Annotated in this window: 5 protein-coding genes; all 5 read left to right on the top strand. The window is 66.3% G+C overall.

The window, feature by feature from the left end; all coding sequences use genetic code 11:
- The coding region (locus VFZ66_25065) for a phosphopantetheine-binding protein (GenBank protein ID HEX6292481.1) at positions 1-946 on the top strand (946 nt) is incomplete at its 5' end.
- Positions 933-10,664 carry an amino acid adenylation domain-containing protein gene (locus VFZ66_25060; GenBank protein ID HEX6292480.1) on the top strand — a complete coding sequence of 3,244 codons (9,732 nt, stop codon included), beginning with the start codon at positions 933-935 and terminating at the stop codon, positions 10,662-10,664. The genes VFZ66_25065 and VFZ66_25060, both read left to right, overlap by 14 nt.
- Before the next feature lie 39 nt (positions 10,665-10,703).
- On the top strand, positions 10,704-12,068 hold the full coding sequence (gene glyA, locus VFZ66_25055) for a serine hydroxymethyltransferase (GenBank protein HEX6292479.1): 1,365 nt from the start codon (positions 10,704-10,706) through the stop codon (positions 12,066-12,068).
- Entirely contained in the window at positions 12,061-20,088 is an 8,028-nt protein-coding gene (locus tag VFZ66_25050; GenBank protein ID HEX6292478.1) for an amino acid adenylation domain-containing protein, read from the top strand. Before glyA ends, VFZ66_25050 begins: the two co-directional genes overlap by 8 nt.
- A 101-nt stretch (positions 20,089-20,189) precedes the next feature.
- On the top strand, positions 20,190-23,585 hold the full coding sequence (locus tag VFZ66_25045) for an amino acid adenylation domain-containing protein (GenBank protein ID HEX6292477.1): 3,396 nt from the start codon (positions 20,190-20,192) through the stop codon (positions 23,583-23,585).
- Positions 23,586-23,588 lie beyond the last annotated feature (3 nt).

The following is a 23,588-nucleotide window of genomic DNA, read 5'->3' as shown; positions in this document are numbered from 1 at the left end:
GCGTGCCAAGCTGATCGGAACCTGGACGCTGCACCAGCTTCTCGACGAGCGACCGGATGCGATCGTGATCGGCTTCTCGTCGATCAACAGCTTCTTCGGCGGCTTTGGTGTGGGCGCGTATGCTGCGGCGAACAGCGCGCTGGAAAGCTTCGCCCAGATCCGGGCGCGCACCTACTGCTATGCCTGGAGCATGTGGGAAGGCATCGGCATCAACCGTGAGATGCGCATGAAGGATCTCGCGCACGCGCGGGGCTACGCCGCGATCTCTGCCCGCCAGGGCTGGCTCTCGCTGCTGGCTGGTCTGCACCGGGGAGCGGACAACCTGCTGATCGGCCTGGATCGCAGCCGCCCGCAGATCCGCCGAACGCTCACCGTGGAGGAGCATCGCCTCTGGCAGCTTATGGGCTACTTCAGCAGCGCCGATGGACAGGTGTCAGCCGAGCAGCTCGCGGAGCTTGCGGTCGTCGATCGCTTCGAGACGCCGAGCCGCTGCACGTTTATGGAGCTTCCGGCGCTGCCCCGCACGGCGGATGGACAGATCGATCGTCAGGCGCTGCCGGCGCCCAGCGGCGGTCATCTGGCGCGCGAGTCCAGCTATGTCGCGCCGCAGAGCGAGCTTGAGCGGACGATCGCGGCGATCTGGCAGGACGTGCTGCGGGTTGAGAAGATCGGCGTCAACGATAATTTCTTCGAGCTTGGCGGCCAATCGCTGATGATGGCCCAGGTGCAGGGCAAGCTGCGCCAGAAGCTCAGCCGCGATATTTCGATGGTTGAAATGTTCCGCTATCCGACGATCGGCGCGCTGGCAAAGCATCTCGGCGTCGTGCAGCCGCCGCCTGCCGCCGGGCCTGGCCGCGAGCAAGATCGCAGCCAGAAGCAACGCGCGGCGATAGCGCGGCAGAAACAGATGGCGAAGAGAAGGAGCGACGGCGATGAGCGAGCATGATCTCGCGCTGACCGGCATCGCGATCATCGGGATGAGCGGGCGTTTTCCGGGTGCTAGCAGCGTCGAAGCGTTCTGGCAGAACCTCCGCGCCGGAGTCGAGTCAGTCCAGTTTTTCTCCGATGAGGACGTGCTGGCAGCGGGAGTCAATCCGGCCCAGCTAGGCGATCCGAGCTACGTCAAGGCCCGGGCTGTGTTCGACGGCGCGGAGCTCTTCGACGCGGGCTTTTTCGGCTACAACCCGCGCGAGGCAGCGATCATGGACCCGCAGCAGCGGCTCTTTTTGGAGTGCGCCTGGGAGTCGTTGGAGCACGCGGGCTACGACTCATCCACCTATCCGGGGCTGATCGGCGTCTTTGGCGGCGCAAGCATGAACACCTATCTGCTGGCAAACCTGTATCCGAACCGCGATCTGATCGGGCTGATCGGCGATTTCCAGTCGATGATCGGCAACGACAAGGATTATCTGACCACGCGCGTCTCGTACAAGCTGGATCTGAAAGGTCCAGCCGTCACCGTCCAGACCGCCTGCTCGACCTCGCTGGTGGCGGTCTGCCTGGCGTGTCAAAGTCTGCTCCAGTACCAGTGCGACATGGCGCTGGCGGGCGGCTCGTCGATCGGCGTTCCTCAGCGCGGCGGCTACCTCTACCAGGAAGGCGGCATCGGCTCGCCCGACGGCCACTGCCGGGCCTTCGACGCGGCAGCGCGCGGAACGGTCGGCGGCGATGGCGTGGGCGTGGTCGTGCTCAAGCGGCTTGAAGACGCGCTGGCTGATGGCGACACGATTCACGGCGTGATCACCGGCTTTGCGATCAACAATGACGGCGCGATCAAAGCGGGCTACACCGCGCCGAGCGTCGAGGGGCAGGCCCAGGTGATCGAGGCGGCGCAGGCGATGGCGGATGTCGATCCTGAGACGATCGGCTACATCGAGACGCACGGCACGGCCACACCAATCGGCGATCCGATCGAGATCGCCGCGCTGACCCAGGTGTTTCGTGCCCGAACTGACAAGACCGGCTTCTGCGCGATCGGCTCGGTCAAGACCAATATCGGCCATCTCAACGCGGCGGCGGGCGTGGCGGGCCTGATCAAGACCGTGCTCGCGCTCGGCCACAAGCGCATCCCGCCGAGCCTGCACTTCACACAGCCGAACCCGCAGATCGACTTTGCCAACAGCCCGTTTGTTGTGAACTCGCGGCTCTCTCCGTGGACGGCACGGGGTGGCCCGCGCCGCGCTGGCGTGAGCTCGTTCGGCATCGGCGGCACGAACGCGCATGTGGTGGTCGAAGAAGCGCCACAGCCTGAGCCGTCGGGTCCGTCGCGGCCCTGGCAACTGCTGCCGCTCTCGGCGCGCAGCGCGGCGGCGCTTGAGGCCGCGACCGACAACCTGGCCGCCTATCTGGAGCAGGACGCGAATCTGGCCGATGTGGCCTATACCTTGCAGGTCGGACGACGCGCCTTCGGCTACCGGCGCGTGCTGCTCTGCCGCGATCTGGACGATGCCCGGCGCGCGCTGGCGTCTGGGCGCGGACGGCTGCTGACTCGGTTTCAGGAAGATCAGCAGCGCCCCGTGGCGTTTCTGTTTCCCGGCGGCGGCGCTCAGCATCTCGCAATGGCGGCGGATCTGTATCAGCACGAGCCGACCTTCCGCCAGGAGATCGATCGCTGCGTCGAGCTACTCAAGCCTCAGCTAGGGCTGGATCTGCGCCAGGTGCTCTATCCACAGCCGGGCCAGTCGGAGGCCGCCCGCGAGTTGCGCCAGACGGCGCTCGCGCTGCCAGCGCTCTTTATGGTCGAGTACGCGCTGGCCCAGCTCTGGATCTCGTGGGGCGTCAGGCCGTCGTTCATGATCGGCCACAGCCTGGGCGAGTATGTCGCCGCCTGTCTGGCCGGTGTCTTCTCGCTGGAGGACGCGCTGGCGCTGGTGGTGCTGCGCGGACGCCTGATGCAGCAGCTACAGCCGGGAGCCATGCTCAGCGTCGCCGCGTCGCCGGAGGAGATCCAGCCGTTTCTGAACGCAGCGGCTACCGATCACCTGGCGCTGGCGGCGATCAACGGTCCGGCGCTGTGTGTGGTTTCAGGAACCGCAGAGTCCATCGCCGCGCTTGAGACGACGCTCAGCCAGCGCGGCTTGAACGTCCGCCAGCTTCATATCGACGTTGCCGCCCACTCCGCGCTGGTCGAGCCGATCCTGGGAACGTTTACCAGCTTCGTCCGAACGCTGCGCTTGCAGGCACCGCGGCTGCCCTATCTTTCCAACGTCACCGGCACGTGGGCCACCGCAGCCGACGCGACCGATCCGCAGTACTGGGCGCGGCATCTGCGCCAGACCGTGCGCTTCGGCGATGGGCTGCAAACGCTCCTGGCTGAGCCGGATCTGGCGCTGCTGGAAGTGGGACCAAGCCAGTCGCTAACCACGCTGGCAAAGGCCCAGGCTACGAGCGACCGGATCGTGCTTGCTTCGATGCGCCACCCCAACGATCAACAGCCGGACGATGCGTTTCTGCTGTCCACGCTCGGACAGCTCTGGCTTGCCGGAGTTACCGTGGACTGGGCGGGCTATTCCGCTCATGAGCGCCGCCGCAGGCTGCCGCTGCCGACCTACCCGTTCGAGCGGCAGCGCTACTGGATCGACCCGCCGGGCGCTGCGGCAACCGGCTCACACGATCGCGGCGAGCTTCTGCACATACCGTCGGCTGTGCCCGCCGCGCTGCCAGCCGCGTGGGAGCAGGCCGCGCTCCATCCTCGGCCCCATCTGCCCAACGAGTATATCGCTCCCCGCAGCGATCTTGAGCAGCTCATCGCGGGCGTGTGGCAGAATCTTCTTGGCATCGAGCCGATCGGCGTCGAAGACAACTTCTTTGCACTGGGCGGTCACTCGCTCCTGGCGACACAGATCGTCGCGCGCGTGTCCGAGGTCTGCCGCGTCGAGCTGCCGCTGCGCAGCCTGTTCGAGACGCCGACGATCGCGGGCCTGGCCGAGCAGGTGGCGCTGGCCTCAGCCGAGGCGCAGCCGCCTGCCGCTCCGCCGATCCCGCCGATCCCGCGCGAGGCTCCGCTGCCGCTCTCGTTCGCCCAGCAGCGGCTCTGGTTCGTCGACCAGCTCGCGCAGGGGATGTCGGCCTACAATATGCCCGCAGCCGTGCGGCTGCGCGGGCGGCTCGATGCGCCTGCTCTTGAGCGCGCGCTGGCCGAGGTCGTGCGACGCCATGAGATCTTGCGGACGACCTTCGCGCTGCTTGGCGGGCAGCCGGTCCAGCGCGTCGCGCCAGCCGGAAGCGCAGCGCTGCACCTTGCCGATCTGCGCGATCTGCCGCCGGAAGAGCGCGAGGCCGAGGCCAAGCGCCTGGCGACGATCGAGGCGCAACAGCCCTTCGATCTCGAAGCGGGGCCGCTGCTGCGCTCCAGATTGATGCGGCTGCAAGACGATGAGCACGTGCTGATGCTCGCCATGCACCACATCATCGCCGATGAGTGGTCGCTGGGCGTGCTGATCCGTGAGCTAACCACGCTCTACGCGGCCTTCAGCCAGGGCCAGCCATCGCCATTGCCTGAGCTGCCGATCCAGTACGCCGACTTCGCCGCATGGCAGCGCGCGTGGCTTGCCCCAGGGGCACCCGGCGGCGTGCTGGAAGAGCAGTTGAGCTACTGGCAGCGCCACCTTGCCGACGCGCCCGTGCTTCAGCTTCCCACCGACCGGCCACGCTCGCCGGTTGGGACCTTCCGAGGCACAAATCAGACGTTCACGCTGCCGCTTGAGCTGGCGGATCGGCTGCGCGACCTGAGCCAGCGGGCGGGCTGTACCCTGTTCATGACGCTGCTGGCGGCCTTTCAAACGCTGCTGAGCCGCTACTCCGGCCAGTCCGACATTGTTGTCAGCAGCGGCGTGGCGAACCGCCGCAGGCCAGAGCTGGAAACGCTGATCGGCTGCTTCATCAACATTCTGGTGCTGCGCGTCGATCTGGCCGATCGGCCACGGTTCCGCGATCTGCTTGGCCGCGTGCGCGAGATCTGCCTTGAGGCGTATGCCCATCAAGATCTTCCGTTCGAGCTGCTGGTCGAGCGGCTGCATCCTGAGCGCGATCTCAGCTATAACCCGCTGGCGCAGGTGATGTTTATCGTCCAGAACGCGCCGGTGGAGATCCACGATCTGCCCGATCTGACCGTGGAGCCGGTGGTGCTGTTCGAGCGGGCGGCGGCGCAGTTCGATCTGACGATGCATGTCTGGGAGCAGCCCGACGGACTTCGCGGGATCGTCGAGTACAACACCGATCTCTTCGACGCCGCGACGATCGCGCGCATGCTTGGGCACTTCCGGGTGCTGCTTGAGGCGATCGTCGCCGATCCCGACCGGCGGACCAGCGAGCTGCCGCTGCTGACCACAGCCGAGCGCTATCAGATGATCGTCGAGTGGAACGCCACGCAGACGGCCTTCCCCGCCGATCGCTGCCTGCACGAGCTGTTCGAGGCGCACGTGACACGCGATCCCGGCGCGGTCGCGCTGATCGTGGACGAGTGGCAGCCGCAGACAACGCCGGGCATCCAGCGCATGACCTACGGCGATCTCAACCAGCGCGCCGATCGACTGGCCGCGCACCTGCGCGCGCTTGGCGTCGGGCCGGACGTGCCGGTCGGCCTGTATGTCGAGCGGTCGGCGGAGATGGTGATCGGCATCCTCGGTATTCTCAAGGCGGGCGGCGCGTATGTGCCGCTCGACCCCGACTATCCGCGCGAGCGGCTGGCGGCGATGGTGCGCGATGCCCGGATGCCGGTGCTGGTGACGCAATCCCGCCTCGACGCCGGGATCTTCCAGGCAAGCGCCAGTCAGCAAGCGCCGGTCGTGGTGTATCTCGACCGCAGCCTGCCGCCGGTCGATCCACAGCCGCGCCAGCAGCCAGCGGTCGCGACGACGCCTGAGCATCTGGCGTATGTGATCTACACCTCAGGCTCGACCGGACGACCCAAAGGTATTGCGATCCGGCATCGCGGCGTGCTGAACAATATCGTTGATCTCAACGAGCGCTTCGATGTCGGCCCCGCCGATCGCGTGCTAGCGCTCTCGTCGATCAGCTTCGATATGTCGGTCTATGAGGTGCTTGGCACGCTCGCGGCGGGCGCGACGATCGTGATGCCTGCGATGCAGGTTTCGCGCGAGCCCGAATGCTGGGCCGATCTGCTGGTCCGGCATCAGGTCACGGTCTGGAACTCCGCGCCGCCGCTGCTCAAGATCCTGGTCGATCATGTTGCCGATCGTCCGCCGCAGCACCCGCGCTGGCTGCGGCTGGCAATCCTCGGCGGCGACTGGGTGCCGGTGACGCTGCCGGATCGGCTCAAGGCTATCGCGCCGGATGTGCGCGTGATCAGCCTGGGCGGCGCGACCGAGGCTTCGATTCACTCGACGATCTTTCCGGTCGATGTGCGCGATCCCGGCTGGCGGAGCATCCCTTATGGCTGGCCGATGGCGAACCAGCGCATCTATGTGCTGGATGCGAATTTGCAGCCGGTGCCGATCGGGGTGCCGGGCGAGCTGCACCTGGGCGGGATCGGCCTGGCGCGAGGCTACTTCAATCGTCCGGATCTTACGGCGGCCAAGTTCATCCCCAACCCATTCATCGGCGACGATCCGAGCCTCGATCCATCCGACCGGATCTACAAAACCGGCGATCAGGTGCGCTACCTGCCCGATGGCAACACCGAGCTGCTCGGCCGGATCGATCATCTGGTGAAGATTCGCGGCTTCCGCATCGAGCTTGGCGAGATCAAGGCCGTGCTGGAACGCCACCCCTCGGTTCGCGAGGCCGTGGTCGTCGTGCGCGAGGATCAGCCGTCCACGGGCGGGCATCCGCAGAAACGGCTGGTGGCGTACGTTGTAGCACAACGGAACAACGGCACAACGGAACAACGGAACAACGCAACTGGGGACTCGGAACTCGAAACTCGAAGCTTGGAACCTGGAACCTGGAACCTGGAGCTCCGCGCCTATCTCAAAGAGCAGCTCCCCGACTACATGGTGCCGAGCGCGTTCGTCTTCCTCGATGCGCTGCCGCTCTCACCGAACGGCAAAGTCGACCGCAAAGCGCTGCCCGCGCCGCAGCCGGAGACGAACGAGCGCGCCGAGGTATTGGCAGCGCCGCGCACGCCGATCGAGGAATTGCTGGCAGGCATCTGGGCCGATGTGCTGGGCATGGAGCGCGTCGGCATCCACGACAATTTCTTTGAGCTGGGCGGTCACTCGCTGCTGGCAACCCAGGTCTTGTCGCGGGTGCGGGCGGCAATCGACGTGACGCTGCCGCTGCGCGAGCTGTTTGAAGCGCCAACGGTCGCGGGCATGGCGGCGCGCGTCGCAGCGGCCCGGCAGGTCTGGAATCCGCCGCCGCTTCGTCCGGCAGCTCGCGAGGACGCGATCCCGCTATCGTTCGCGCAGCAGCGGCTCTGGTTCCTCGATCAGCTTCAGCCCCACAGCCCGTTCTACAACGTGCCGCTGGCTGTGCGGCTCAGCGGCCAGCTCGATCGCGCGGGGCTTGAGCAGAGCTTAAGCGCGGTGCTGCGCCGCCACGAGGCGCTGCGGACAACCTTTAGCGAGGTCGCGGGAGCGCCCCGCCAGGTGATCGCGCCAGCCGCGACGATCGATCTAACGGTCGTGGATCTGCGTGGGCTGCCAGCATTCGAGCGCGAGCAGGAGGCGCGGCGGCTGGCAGCGATCGAGGCGCGCCGCCCCTTCGATCTCCAGCACGGCCCGCTGCTGCACGCCGCGCTGCTCCGTCTCGATGACGCGGAGCATGTGCTGATCCTGACGCTGCACCATATCGTCGCGGATGGCTGGTCGCTCGGCGTGCTGCTGCGCGAGATGGCGGCGCTGTATCAGGCGCAGATCGACGGCACCGCGCCAGCGCTGCCCGATCTGCCGGTGCAGTACGCCGACTACGCGATCTGGCAGCGCACCTGGCTACGCGGCGAGGTGCTGGAGGCGCAGCTTGGCTACTGGCGCGGGAAGCTCGCGGGCGCGCCGTCGGCGCTGGATCTGCCCACCGATCGACCGCGCCCGGCGGTCCAAACCTTCAACGGCGCGATCCATACGTTTACGCTGCCCGCCGAGCTTTCCACCGCGCTCTCGGCGCTGAGCCAGCGGGAAGGCGTGACGCTCTTTATGACGCTGCTGGCGGCATTCCAGACGGTCCTATCGCGCTATAGCGGACAGACCGACATCGTGGTCGGCTCGCCGATCGCCGGACGAGCGCAGCCCGAAGTCGAGGGGCTGATCGGCTGCTTCATCAATACGATGGTGCTGCGCGCCGACCTTTCGGGCCGCCCGACCTTCCGCGCGCTGCTTGGGCAGGTGCGCGAGGCGTGTCTAGACGCCTATGCACACCAGGATCTGCCATTTGAGCTGCTGGTCGAGGCGCTGCATCCCGATCGCGATCTGTCGCATCATCCGCTGATCCAGGTGCTATTCGCGCTTCAGAACGCGCCAATTCCTGAGCTGAGCGTTCCGGGGCTGACGCTGCAACCGCTGGAAGTATCGAGCGGTACGGCGCGGCTCGACCTGGCGCTATCGATGACCGAGACGGTCGGTGGGCTGGCCGGGACGCTGGAGTACAACACCGATCTGTTCGAGGCCGCGACCATTGCCCGTCTTGCCGGGCATATCCAGACGCTACTCGAAAGCGTCGTGGCCGATCCCGACCGACGGGTGACGGATCTCCGGCTGCTGACCGCCGCCGACCATGCTCAGCTTCGCGCCTGGCACGCACCCAACCTGTCGCTGCCATCGGCGCTTGTTCCACAGCGCCTGGTCGACCAGGCGCGCCGCACGCCGCAAGCTCCTGCGCTAGTCTGCGGCTCCGCGACGCTGACCTATGCCGAGCTGCTGGGACGGTCCAATCAGCTCGCGCACCACCTGCGCGCGCTGGGCGTCGGCGGGTGCCCGCCGGGCGAGACGCGCGTCGCCGTGCTGCTGCCGCGCGGCCTCGATCTGGTGGTGTCGCTGCTGGCGGTCTGGCAGGCGGGCGGAGCCTATGTGCCCCTGGACGCGCGCTATCCCGCCGAGCGGCTGGCGTTCGTGCTCGCCGATAGCGCGCCGACGGTGCTGCTCACTGACAGCGGTCTGCTGGCGGCGATGCCAGCACCCGCCACGCAGGTGGTCTGCCTGGATGCTGCGTGGCCGGAGATCGCGCGGCAGCCTGAGACATCGCCCGTGGTGTCGCGGCAGCCTGAGCAACTCGCGTATCTGATCTACACCTCGGGCACGACCGGCCAGCCAAAGGCGGTGATGGTCGAGCACCGGCAACTGGCGACCATGCTGGCAGGCAGCGCCCACAGCTTTGGCTTCGCCGCGACGGATACGATGCCCTGGATCGCCTCGGTGGCGTTCGACATCAGCCTGCTGGAAGTATTCAGCATGCTGCTGGTCGGCGGCACGACGCGGATTGTCACTCAGGAGCAGGTGCTCGATCTGCCGCTGCTGGTCGATGGGCTGGCCCGCTGTACGGTGCTGCACGCCGTGCCGAGCCTGATGCAGCAGGTGGTGGCAACCCTGGACGAGCAGCCGGAGTGGGCGGCGCGCTGCCAGGGCTTGCGACTGATCTACACCGGCGGCGATGCGGTCCCACCGGAGCTGCTGACCGGCCTGCAACGGCTGTTCCCGCAGGCGACGGTCTGCGTGCTCTACGGCCCGACCGAGACAACCGTGATCGCTACGTCGTATACGGTGCCACGCAGCATGGCAGTGTCCGGCCATATCATTGGGCGAGCGCTGCCCAATGTGCGGCTGCGGATCGTGGACCGCTACGGCTCCGAGGTGCCGATCGGCGCAGCAGGCGAGCTACAGATCGGCGGGCCGCAGGTGACACGCGGCTACTGGCGGCGGCCCGCGCTCACCGCCGAGAAGTATCACGCGGCTGACGAGCAGCGCTGGTATCGCACCGGCGACCTGGCGCGCTATCGCGCGGATGGCGTGATCGAGTACCTGGGCCGGATCGATACCCAGGTCAAGATTCACGGCTTCCGCATCGAGCCGGGTGAGATCGAGGCCGTGCTGCGGCAGCATGAGTCCGTCGCCGAGGCGGTCGTCGTGGCGCGGGCCGACAACGGCGGCGAGAAGCGGCTGGTAGCGTACGTCGTAGAACAGGGGAACACGAGAACAGGTGAGGGCCTGCACCCGAAACTCCGAGCCTACCTGAAGGATCGATTACCGGAGTACATGGTGCCGAGCGTGTTCGTGATCTTGGATGCGCTGCCGCTCTCACCAAACGGCAAGCTCGATCGCAACGCCCTGCCCGCGCCGGGCGACGTTCGCTTGCAGCTTGGCGCGGAGTTCGTCGCGCCGCGCACGGCGATCGAGGCGCAGCTAGCGCGGATCTGGGCCGAGGTGCTGGGCGTCGAGCGCGTGGGTGTCTTCGACAACTTCTTCGAGCTGGGCGGCCACTCGCTGCTGGCGGCGCAAGTCGTCTCGCGGGTACGCAGCGCCTTCGGCCCGCGCATGACGCTGCGCACGCTCTTCGAGACGCCGACCGTCGCCGGGATCGCGGAGGCGCTCAGCGGCAGCCCGTCCGAGCAGACGGATGCCCCGGAAGACGACATTCCGCTGGTCGCTCGCGGCGATCAGTCGCTCGATCAACTGCTGGCTGAGCTGGAGCAACTGCCGGATGAGGCGATCACGGCGCTGCTTGCCAGTGAGCGGCAGGCGATCGACGAAACCAGCCCGCAGGAGATGTCATGATTGATGCGCGCCGTTCGTGCCAGGAATAAGGACGAGGTTATGCTTGCAGCGTTTGCGCAGACAGGAATTGACCTGCTCTTTCACGAGGATCGCGCCCTGTACGATCTGCTCGATCAGGAGTATCAGCGCCAGCAAGAGTCGCTGGTGATGGTCGCCTCATCGAGCATCGCCGATCCGTCTGTCCTGGTCTGCGAGGGCATGGTTACGGGCAACACCACAACCGAGGGCTATCCCGGCGCGCGCTTTCATGCGGGCTGCGCCTGGGTCGATGCGATCGAGCGGCTGGCGATCGAGCGGGCACAGGCTGCCTTCGGAGCACGCTACGCCAATGTCCAGCCGCACTCAGGCTCATCGGCGAACCAGATTCTGCTCTTCGCGCTGCTCAAGTCCGGCGATACGATCCTGGGCCTCGACCTGAGCGCGGGCGGCCATCTGACCCACGGAGCCAGGGCCTCGGTGTCGGGCCAGCATTTCCATGCCGTGGGCTATGGCCTTGATCGGGACGGGCTGATCGACTACGATCAGGTGCGGCAGCTAGCCCTGCGGCACCGGCCAAGGCTGATCATCTGCGGCGCGAGCGCCTACCCGCGCGCGATTGATTTCGCGCGCTTCCGCGCGATTGCCGATGAGGTCGGCGCGTTTCTGCTCGCCGATATTTCGCATATCGCCGGGCTGGTGGCGGCGGGCGTACATCCCAGCCCGATCGACCACGCGCACTTCACGACAACCAGCACCTACAAGCAGTTGTACGGGCCGCGCGGCGGCCTGATCCTGATGGGCCGCGACGCGGACACGCCAGCGCCCGGTGGCAGGGGAACGCTCGCCGATCTGATCCAGCGCGCGGTCTTTCCCTTCTTCCAGGGAACGCCCAATCTCAGCGCGATTGCCGCTAAAGCGCGGGCACTGGCGCTGGTGAACACGCCTGAGTTCAGGGCGCTGGCCCGGCAGATCGTGGCGAATGCCCAGGCGCTGGCGCGGCATCTGGCGCAGCGCGACTACCACGTGCTGACCGGCGGCTCCGATAACCATATCGTACTGATCGATACGCTGGCACGCGGCACGACCGGCCTGATCGCCGAGCGGGCGCTGGAGTCCTGCCAGATCATCGTTAACCGCAATAAAATACCGGGCGATACCAAGCCGGCCCTTGTGACAAGCGGCATGCGACTCGGCACCAATAGCCTGGCGCGCCGAGGCATGGAGCCGGCGGATATGGCGCTGTGCGCCGAGCTGATCGATCGGGTATTGTCGACGGCTGTGCCCCTCGGTGATAGCGAGTACGAGCTATCGCCGGATGTGCGCCGGTCGACGCTCGATCAGGTTCGGCAGCTCTGCCATCGATTTCCAATACCACGCTACCCACCGACGCACCGCGCGGATGAGACGAGGAATCAGCATGAGTGATCTTTCGCAACGTATCTCCGGCCTATCTCCTGAAAAGCGAGCGCTTCTGGAGCTGCGGCTCAAGCAGCAGGGCAGCGCGCTCAATACCTTTCCACTCTCGTTTGCGCAGGAGCGGCTATGGTTTCTCGATCAGCTTGAGCCCGGCAGCGCGTCCTACAGTATCCCCGCGCTGGTGCGGCTGCGCGGATCGCTCGATGCTGCCGCGCTTGAGTCGGCATTAAACCAGATCGTCGAGCGGCACGAGGCGCTGCGCACCACGTTCACGACCAGCGAGGGTCGTCCGGTGCAGGTGGTCGCTCCAGCACTGGCTCTGGAGCTGCCGCTGATCGATCTGCGCGACCAGCCTGAGTCCGCCCGCGAGTCGGTGGCGATGAGCATGGTCCAGGCCGAGATCGAGCGGCCCTTCGATCTCCAGCACGGCCCGCTGCTGCGCGCCCGGCTGCTGCGGCTCGATGCCGAGGAGCATCTGCTGCTCCTGACGATGCACCATATCGTCTCGGATGGCTGGTCGATGGGCGTGCTGATCCGCGAGCTAGTCGCAAGCTATCATGCCCATGTTGCCGATCAGCCGTTGCAGGTACCGCCGCTCCAGCTTCAGTATGCCGACTACGCGGTCTGGCAGCGCAAGCGCTTGCAAGGCCAGCTCCTCGATCAGCAGCTCGGCTACTGGCGGCAGCAGCTCGGCGGGGCACCCTTTGGATCTGGCACTCCCGCGCCGCCGCTGCTGGAGCTGCCCACCGATCGCCCGCGCCCGCCGGTCAAAACATCACACGGCGCGATCTATGCGTGGTCGCTGCCGCAGCCGCTCACGGCGGCGCTGCTGGCGCTGAGCCAGCGCGAGGGCACGACGCTCTTTCAAACGCTGCTGGCCGCGTTTCAGGTGTTGCTCGCCCGCTACAGCGGTCAGGATGATATTGTGGTCGGCTCGCCGATCCATGGACGCTCGCGCCCTGAGCTTGAGGACCTGATCGGCTTCTTTGTCAATACGCTGGCGCTGCGCACCCGGCTTGCCGACAATCCATCCTTTCGGACGCTGATCGGGCGCGTGCGCGAGATGACGCTCCAAGCCTTCCTGAACCAGGATCTTCCGTTCGAGCGGCTGGTCGAGGCGCTTCAGCCCGAACGGGATCTGCGCTACACGCCGCTGTTTCAGGTGGTCTTCGCGCTCCAGAACGCGCCGATCCCGGCGATCGAGGTGCCGGGCCTGACCATCTCTCCGGTCGCGGTTGCCAGCCAGACCGCCAGGTTCGACCTCGCGCTGACGCTGGCTGAGACGGAGCAGGGCATGAGCGGGCGATTCGAGTACAACACCGATCTGTTCCATGCCGCGACGATTGAGGCGCTGGCGCGGCATTTTCATACGCTGCTGGCTGGGATCGTCGCCGATCCCGACCGCCGGATCGCCGACCTGCCGCTGCTGACGGAAGCCGAGCGCGAGCGGCTGCTGGTGGAGTGGAACGCGACTCAAACGCCCAGCCGACCCGACCAGTCGATCATGGCGCTGTTCGAGGCGCAGGCTGCCCGCACGCCCGACGCGGTCGCGCTGATTTCCGGCACCGAGCGGGTGACGTATGCGGAGCTGAATCGCCGCGCAAACCGGCTCGCGCACTATCTGCGCGCTCAGGGCATCGGGCCGGAGCGCCGCGTCGGCGTCTGCCTCGATCGCTCGCCAGAGCTGATTGTTGCGATCCTCGCCATTCTGAAAGCGGGCGGCGCGTATCTGCCGCTCGATCCGGCCTACCCTGCGGCACGTCTGGCGTTTATGATCGAGGATGCCCAGGTGGCGCTGCTGCTGACTCGCCGGGCTTCTGTCACGGCGGCCTGGTCCGCACTGCCCGATCCGCCGCCGGTCGTCGATCTCGAAGTCGTCGGGCCAGCTATCGCCCAGGCGAGCAATGCCAATCCAGGCGGCCTGCTGTCGCTCGATCAGCTTGCCTACGTGATCTACACCTCCGGCTCGACAGGCGTGCCGAAGGGCGTGCTGGTGTCGCATCGTGGGCTGAACAATCTCGCCGCCGCCCAGATTGCGGCCTTTGGCCTGCGCCCCGATAGCCGCGTGCTTCAGTTTGCCTCGCCCAGCTTCGACGCTGCGGTATCCGAGATCGTCACGACGCTGCTGGCGGGTGCGGCGCTCTATCTGGCGGCGGATCTGCTGCCCGGCTCCGATCTACTGCGCCTGCTGCGCGACGAGTCGATCACCACGGTGACGCTGCCGCCTTCGCTGCTGGCGGCCCTGCCCGACGCCACGCTTCCGAAGCTTGAAACCATCGTCGCGGCAGGCGAGTCGTGTCCGGCGGAGGTTGTGAGGCGCTGGCAGCCCGGACGACGCTTCCTGAACGCCTACGGCCCGACCGAGTACACAGTCTGCGCGACGATCGGCGTGCCTGGGAATGAGCCAGGCATTCCGCCGATCGGTCGTCCGATCGCCAACACGCGCGTCTATCTGCTCGATCGGCACATGCAGCCGGTGCCGGTCGGCGTGGTGGGCGAACTGTACCTGGGTGGCCCGGGCATTGCGCGCGGCTACCTCGATCGTCCCGACCTGACCGCCGAGTGCTTCGTCCCCGATCCATTTGCTGATCAGCCCGGCGGGCGGCTCTACAAAACCGGCGATCTGGCGCGCTATCGACCTGATGGGCAGATCGTCTTCGTAGGCCGTCATGACGAGCAGCTCAAGGTGCGTGGCTTCCGCGTCGAGCCGGGCGAGATCGAGGCCGCGCTGCGCTCGCATCCCGCCGTGCGCGAGGCGATAGTGCTGGCGGGCGAAGATACGCCGGAGCAGACGCGGCTGGTAGCGTACGTCGTGCCGAGCGCAGCGCAGGCCGGGGGTGTGGGGGTGCCCCCCACGACTTCTACCCCCTCGCCTGCCTCAGCGGGAGAGGGAGGCCGGGGTGGTGAGGGCCTCAACTCCGAACTCAGAGCCTACCTGAAAGAGCGCCTCCCCGACTACATGGTGCCGAGCGCGTTCGTCTTCCTTGATGCGCTGCCGCTCTCACCGAACGGCAAGATCGATCGCCGCGCACTGTCGGCGCTGAGCAGCGCGCAGCCCTCGCATGTGCCCCGTGTCGCGCCGCAGACCGAGCTTGAGCACACGATTGCCGCGATCTGGCAGGAGCTACTTCAGGCCGAGGCCGTCGGTCGGGAGGATAATTTCTTCGAGATCGGCGGGCACTCGCTGCTGATGGTCCAGGTTCAGCATAAGCTCTCTGCCGCGCTGGGCCGCGATATTGCGATGGTCGATCTGTTCCGCTATCCGACGATCAGCGCGCTGGCGCGCTTTCTCAGCGACGGAGAGCAGGCCGCTGCGGGACAGCGCGGCAGCCAGGCGCGCGCCGAGCGCCGACGAGCGCTGCTGCACGGCGTGGCGCAGCCAGCCAACGATCAGCAGGCGCGGCGCTCCGACTCCGCGATTGCGATCATCGGCATGGCAGGCCGCTTCCCAGGCGCACAGGACATCGATACCTTCTGGCAAAACCTCTGCAACGGCGTCGAGTCGATCGCGTTCTTCTCCGATCAAGAGCTGCTCGACGCGGGCGTTGAGCCGTCGATGCTGGCGCTGCCGAACTACGTCAAGGCAGGCGCGACGCTGGATGACATCGAGCTGTTCGATGCGGACTTCTTTGGGTACAGCCCGCGCGAGGCGGAGATTATGGACCCGCAGCAGCGGCTCTTTTTGGAGTGCGCCTGGGCTGCGCTGGAGCACGCGGGCTACGCCCCCGACAGCATCGCGGCCCCGACCGGCGTGTTTGCGGGCGTCAGCCTGAACCGCTACTGGATGAATCTGTTCAGCAACCCGGAGGCCGTCGAAGCGCTGGGCGGGTTCCATACCGTGATGTCCAACGACCGCGATTTCCTGACCACGCGCATCTCGTATAAGCTCAACCTGCGCGGGCCTAGCATCAACGTCCAGACCGCGTGCTCGACCTCGCTGGTGGCGGTGCATATGGCCTGCCAGTCGTTGCTGCACCACGAGTGCGACATGGCGCTGGCCGGCGGCGTGTCGGTCGCGGTCCCGGCCAAGAGCGGCTATCTGTTTCACGAGGGCGGCATCAACGCGCCCGACGGTCATTGCCGCGCCTTCGACGCCGAGGCGCGCGGGACGATCAGCGGCAGCGGCATGGGTATCGTGATCTTGAAGCGGCTCCAGGACGCGCTCGACGACGGCGATCAGATCTACGCGGTGATTCGCGGCTCCGCGATCAACAACGACGGCGCTCAAAAGGTTGGCTACACCGCGCCCAGCGTGGACGGCCAGGCCGAGGTGCTCGCCGAAGCGCTGGCGGTCGCGGGCGTTGCCCCGGATACGGTGAGCTACGTCGAGGCCCACGGCACGGCTACGGCGCTCGGCGATCCGATCGAGGTTGCGGCGCTGACCCAGGCGTTTCGCGGCGGCACCGATCGCACGGGCTTTTGCGCGATCGGCTCGGTCAAGACCAACGTCGGCCACCTGGACGCGGCGGCGGGCGTGACCGGGCTGATCAAGGCCGCGCTGGCGCTCAAGCACGGGCAGATCCCGCCGAGCCTGCATTTCGAGCGGCCCAACCCGCAGATCGATTTCGCCAGCAGCCCGTTCTATGTCAACAACCGGCTGGTCGAGTGGCCGTCGGACAGCCAGCCGCGCCGCGCGGGCGTGAGCTCGTTCGGCATCGGCGGCACGAACGCCCACGTGGTGCTCGAAGAAGCGCCAGCCGCCGAGTCTTCCGACGCCGGACGGCCCTGGCATCTGCTGACGATTTCGGCGAAGACCGAGGCCGCGCTCGAAGCGGCCACGACGAATCTTGCCGCGTACCTGCGCCAGCATCCTGCGGCGAATCTGTCCGACGTGGCGTACACGCTACAGACTGGCCGCAGCACGTTCGACCACCGGCGGGCGCTGGTCTGCCGCGATGTCGACAGCGCCGTTGCAGCGCTCGAATCCCGTGATCCGCAGACGGTCCTTACCGATCAACAGTCGGCCAAAGCGCGGCCTGTGGTCTTTATGTTCCCCGGCGGCGGCGGTCAGCACGCGCAGATGGCCCGTGAGCTGTACGAGACAGAGCCGGTCTTCCGCTCCTGGGTCGATCGCAGCGCCGATCTGCTCAGCCCGCAGTTAGGTCTTGACATTCGCGCTGTGCTCTTCCCCGCTCCCGATCAGGCGGCAGCAGCGGAGCGGCAGCTTCAGCAGACCGCGCTGGCACTGCCCGCGCTGTTTGCGATCGAGTACGCCCTGGCTCAGCTCTGGATCTCGTGGGGTATCCAGCCTGCCGCGATGATCGGCCATAGCCTGGGCGAGTACGTTGCCGCATGCCTAGCCGGTGTCTTCTCGCTCGAAGATGCGCTGACGCTTGTCACCGTCCGTGGTCGCCTGATGCAGCAATTGCCCGCCGGAATGATGCTCAGCGTCGCCCTGCCGGAGGCCGAGCTGCGGACGCGGCTGGAATCAGAGGATACCGGGCGTCTTTCGATCGCGGCGGTTAACGCTCCCGCGCTGTGCGTGGTGTCGGGTCCGGCGCAGGTGGTCGCCGAGCTTGAGCGCGCGCTGCAAAGCGAGCAGGTCGATTGTCGGCGCGTCCCGATCGAGGTCGCGGCACACTCTACGCTGGTCGAGCCGATGCTTGAGGAGTTTGGGCGTCATGTGCAGGCGCTACGACTCAATCGTCCACAGATCCCGTGTATCTCCGGCGTCACCGGCACCTGGCTCTCCCCAGCCGACGCGACCGATCCGGCTTATTGGGTCAGGCATCTCCGCCAGACGGTCCGCTTCGCCGATGGCATCGCCGAGCTGCTCACCGATCCCGACCGCATGCTGCTTGAGGTCGGGCCGGGACGCGCGCTGAGCGGCGTTGCCAGGCTGCAAGCGCCGCCCGATCGCGGGCTGACCACGCTCGCCTCGCTGCCCGGCCATCGCGATCAACAGTCGGACGATGCGTTCCTGCTGACGACGCTCGGACGGCTCTGGCTGGCCGGGGCGCAGGTGGACTGGCGAGCGTTTTATAGCCACCAGCGGCGTCGGCGTGTGGCGCTCCCGACCTATCCGTTCCAGCGGCAGCGCTACTGGATCGAGCGACAGCGGATGGAGCCGGGCGGTCAGATGCGCCACGCGGCGCTGCGCAAAAAGCCGGAGCTTGCCGACTGGTTCTACGTCCCATCGTGGAGGCGCACGGCGCTACCACAGCCCTTCGATCTTCGTGAAGCTGTCGATCGTCAGGGTCGCTGGCTGGTTTTCGTGGATACCACAGGATTCGGCGCGGCGGTTGTGCGACAGATGCGGCAGGCGGGACAGGCGGTGGTCGCGGTGCAGGCGGCAGACCGGTTCTCGCGGCTGGATCAGCACGACTACGCGGTCGATCCCCGGCAGCCAGAAGATTATGTCGAGCTACTGTCCGACCTCCGGGCGCACGGCTTCGATCTCGACCGGATCGTCCACCTGTGGAGCGTCGCGCCCGCCGAGTCGTTCGAGCAGGCTCAGGCGAGCGGCTTTTACAGCCTGATCTATCTGGCGCAGGCTTTGGAGCAGCAGCGCGCCGCCGATCCGCTTGAGCTGGTGGTGGTGCTCAGCGGCGCGCAGGCCGTCACGGGTGAGGAACAGCTTGAGCCTGAGAAAGCGACCGTACTAGGTCCAGCCCGGATCGTCGCGCAGGAATACCCGCACATTACCTGCCGCACGATCGATATTGCGCTGCCTGCCGCCGGGCCACGCCGCGAGCAACTGGCTCGTCTGCTGCTGGCTGAGCTGTCGGCTGGATCGGCGGACTTCGCCATCGCCTATCGCGGCGGGTATCGCTGGGCGCAGACCTTTGAGCCGATGCAGACTGGCGAGGCGGAGGCTGGACGGCCCCGTCTGCGCGAGAACGGCGTGTACCTGATCACCGGCGGCCTCGGCTACGTTGGCCTGACGATCGCGGATGAGCTGGCGCGCTCGGTGCGGGCACGGCTGGTGCTCGTCTCTCGCTCGGCGCTCCCCGATCGCTCACTATGGGAGTACTGGCTGACGAGCAACCCCGAAACCGATGCGGTCAGCACGAAGATTCGCGCGGTACAATTGCTGGAGTCGCACGGCGCGATGGTGCTGACGCTCAGCGCCGATGTGGCGGATGCCGCGCAGATGCATTCGGTCATGGAGCGGATTCGGGACGAGTTTGGGACGCTTCACGGCGTTATTCACGCGGCTGGCGTGACGGGCGAGCAGGCATTTCGTGGGATTCATGCCCTCGGCTCTGTCGAGAGCGCCTGGCAGTTCCAGCCCAAAGTCTACGGGCTTCAGGTGCTTGAGGCGGTACTGGCCGAGCAGGAGCTTGACTTTTGCTTGCTTTGCTCCTCGCTCGCTTCGATCCTGGGCGGCCTTGGCTTTAGCGCCTACGCCGCCGCGAACCTGTTTATGGATGCGTTTGCGCATCGGCATAATCAGGAGCATGCCGTGCCGTGGATCAGCGTCAACTGGGAGGGCTGGCGCGCACCGGCGCATCAGGGGCACCGCCTCAGCCTCGGCGCGGATCTGGCTGAGCTGGCGATCACGCCTCAGGAAGGAGCGGCGATCTTCCGCCGGATCATCACGCTTGCTCCGACCGCGCAGATCGTCGTCTCAACCAACGATCTCTCAGCCCGCATCGAGCATTGGAGCGGACGCAGCGCGCGGCAAGACGCGCCGGAGCAGACCGAGGAGCAGACCGTTCTGCACGAGCGCCGCAATATCCCGACGCCGTACACCGCTCCGACGAGCGAGCTTGAGGGCAACATCGCGCAGATCTGGGAGCGACTCCTGGGTATCGCGCCGGTCGGCATCCACGATAACTTTTTCGACCTGGGCGGCCACTCGCTGCTGGCGGTCCAGCTTGTCTCGCGGCTGCGCAGCGAATATCAGGTTGACGTATCCCTGCACACCGTGTTTGAATCACCGACCGTAGCGCAGATCGCGGCGCTGATCGACGCCAGCCCGGCCCAGAGCGATGAGGCCGAGACGCTGGAAGAGATGCTTCAGATGGTGGAGCAGCTTTCGGAGGATGAGATCACGAATCTGTTGCTCGGCGGGCCGCAGGAGTGAGGGCCTCGCCAAAGAACCAAGAACTGGGAGAAACTCGAAACCTGGAACTTGGAACGTTGAACTCGAAACTTTGAACTTGATTGATAAGGAACCGCTGCGGCATGAGCGATATGTTTAACCGGATTGCCGATCTTTCGCCACAAAAGCGCGAACTTCTTGCGAAGCTCCTCAAATCGCGTGGCGTCGATCCGTCGCGCCTGCCGATCGTGCCGCGCACAGGCGATCGTAGCACGGCCATGCTTTCGTTTGCCCAGCAGCGGCTCTGGTTTCTCAACCAGTTGGAGCCGGGCAATCCGTTCTACAACGTGCCGACGGTGGTGCGTTTTCGAGGGCCGCTGGATAGCCGTGCCTTCGAGCGCGCGCTGAATACCGTCGTGGAGCGGCATGAGGCCCTGCGCACCGTCTTTCCGATCGTCGAGGGGCAGCCGGTGCAGCGGATCTTGCCCGCGCTGAGCGTGCCGCTGGCAATCATCGATATGCCGGTCACAGCGACCGTCAGGGATCTCGCCCGCGCCGAGATCCAGCGACCGTTCGATCTGGCGCAGGGGCCGCTGCTGCGCGCGCTCTTGCTGCGCATCCAGAACGAGGAGCATGTGCTAGTCCTGACGATGCACCACATCGTCGCGGATGGCTGGTCGATGAAGATCTTTATCCAGGAGCTGGCGACGTTGTACCAGGCATTCAGCGCCGGTCATTCGCCCGCGCTTGCCGATCTGCCGATCCAGTACGCCGACTACGCCGTCTGGCAGCGCGAGTGGATGCAGGGCGAGGTGCTGGCGGCGCAGCTTGCCTACTGGAAAGATCAGCTCGCCAATCTGCCCACGCTTGACGTACTGACCGACCATCCGCGTCCTCCGGTGCAGACCTTTCGCGGCGGACGCTTGATGTTTGCGCTGCCGAAAGCGCCGAGCGCGGAGCTGACGGCGCTGGCTCAGGCCCAGGGCGTGACGATGTTCATGCTCCTGCTGGCGTCGTGGCAGGTGTTACTGGCACGCTACAGCCGACAGACCGACATCGTAGTCGGATCGCCGGTTGCCGGACGCCACCGGCTGGAGATCGAGGGGCTGATCGGCTGTTTCATCAACACGCTGGTGCTGCGCGCCGACCTGTCGGGCAATCCCTCCTTCCGAGAGCTGCTGGCGCGCGTGCGGCGGATGTGCCTTCAGGCGTATGCCCATCAGGATCTCCCATTCGAGAAGCTCGTCGAGGAGCTACAGCCGACTCGCGATCTCAGCCGACAGCCGCTCTTCCAGTCGATGTTTATCCTTCAAGATGATCCGATGGGCTCCAGCGAGCTGACGAATCTTACGCTCCAGCCGCTGATCGTCGAACATGGCACGTCGCAGTTCGATCTCACGCTGTCGATCGTCGATTCGACCGATGGCCTTGTTGGGACGCTCGAATATAACTCGGATCTGTTCGAGCCGACGACGATCGAGCGGATGGCGGGTCATCTCCAAACGCTGCTGCTGGGCATCATCGCCGCTCCTGAGCAGCGGCTCAGCGAGCTACCGCTGCTCACTGCCCAGGAGCGGCAGCAGCTTGTCGACTGGAATACCACCTATGTCGAGTACCCGACGCACCTCTGCCTCCACACGCTGGTTGAGCAGCAGGCGCAGCGCACGCCGACGGCGATTGCGGTAGTCTTCGAGAACACCAGCATCAGCTACAGCGACCTTGATCGACGCGCCAATCAGCTTGCGCGTCACCTCGGAGCGCTTGGCGTGGGCGGGTGCCCTCAGGGCGAGACGCGCGTAGGCGTGTGCCTGCATCGATCGCTTGATCTGGTCGTCGCGCTGCTGGGAATTTTGAAGGCGGGCGCAGCCTACGTGCCGCTCGATCCGTCGTATCCTGCCGAGCGACTGGCATTTATGCTCGACGACTCGCAGGTGCCGGTGCTGCTCACCTCCCAGGAGTTCGCCTCACGCTTCAGCGCCGCCGAGCGCCATCTGCCAGCGCTGGTCGATCTCGATCTCGATTGGCCGACCATCGCTCAGCAGCCGACGACTCCGCCCACGGTCAACGTCAGCCCGGATCATCCGGCCTACGTGATCTACACCTCAGGCTCGACCGGACAGCCCAAGGGCGCGGTCAATACCCACCGCGCGATCGTGAATCGGCTGCTGTGGATGCAGGATGCGTATGAGCTTGACGCGACCGATCGGGTGCTGCAAAAAACGCCGTTCAGCTTCGATGTCTCGGTCTGGGAGTTTTTCTGGCCGCTGCTGAGCGGTGCGCGGCTGGTCGTCGCCCGACCAGAGGGCCACAAAGATCCGGCCTATCTGACGCAGGTGATCGCGGCGCAGCAGATTACGACGCTGCACTTCGTGCCCTCGATGCTGCGCCTGTTCCTTGAGCAGCCGGAGCTGGAGGCGTGCCGCTCGCTGCGCCGGGTGATCTGTAGCGGCGAGGCGCTGCCCTCCGAGGTGCAAGACCATTTCTTCACCCGGCTGCACGCCGAGCTGCACAACCTCTACGGCCCCACCGAGGCGGCGGTCGATGTCACCGCGTGGGCCTGCCAGCCCGACCATCCGCTGCCCATCGTCCCGATCGGTCGTCCGATCGCCAATACGCAGATCTATCTTCTTGATCCGCACGTGCAGCCGGTGCCGGTCGGCGTGCCGGGCGAGCTGCACATTGGCGGCGTGCAGCTCGCGCGCGGCTATCTCCACCGCCCCGATCTGACCGCCGAGCGCTTCATTCCCGATCCGTTCAGCCAGACCGGGTACCCTCAGGGTGGCGCGCGGCTCTACAAAACCGGCGATCTGGCGCGCTATCGGCCTGACGGCGCGATCGAGTTTTTGGGCCGTCTCGATCACCAGATCAAGATGCGCGGCTTTCGAGTCGAGCCAGGCGAGATCGAGGCCGCGCTGCGCTCGCATCCCGCCGTAGGTGCAGCCGCCGTGGTGCTGCGCGGCAGCGCGAGCGATCCGCGCCTGGTGGCGTATATCGAACCACGCGCCAAGAACCAAGAGCTCGAAACGCCGAACGCGGAACTCCGCGCCTACCTGGCCGAGCATCTACCCGACTACATGGTGCCGAGCGCGTTTGTGCTGCTGGAGGCGCTGCCGCTGACGCCCAACGGCAAGCTCGATCTGCGAGCGCTGCCCGATCCAGACGGCGCGCGACCTGCGCCTGAGACGAGCTACGTCGCGCCGCAGAGCGACATCGAGCAGCAGATTGCCGAGATCTGGCAAGCGGTGCTGAAGATTGACAGAGTCGGCGTGCATGACAACTTCTTCGATCTCGGCGGCCATTCGCTGCTGCTGATCCAGATCCATCGGCGGCTGTGCGAGACGGTCAGCCCGAATCTGTCGGTGGTTGAGCTGTTTCAGTACCCGACGATCAGCGCCCTGTCGCGGCATATCACCGGCGATCGGCCTGGACCGCCTGCGCCGCAGCAAGCTCAGGAGCGCGCCGCGACACGTCTTGAAACGATGCGCCAGCAGCGCCAGTTCCGCCAGCGGTCGCAATCGACGAAGAAATCATCGCGCTAGCAA

The organism is Herpetosiphonaceae bacterium (genome assembly GCA_036374795.1).
GTDB lineage: Bacteria > Chloroflexota > Chloroflexia > Chloroflexales > Kallotenuaceae > LB3-1.
This window is presented reverse-complemented; position numbering and strand designations above follow the sequence as displayed.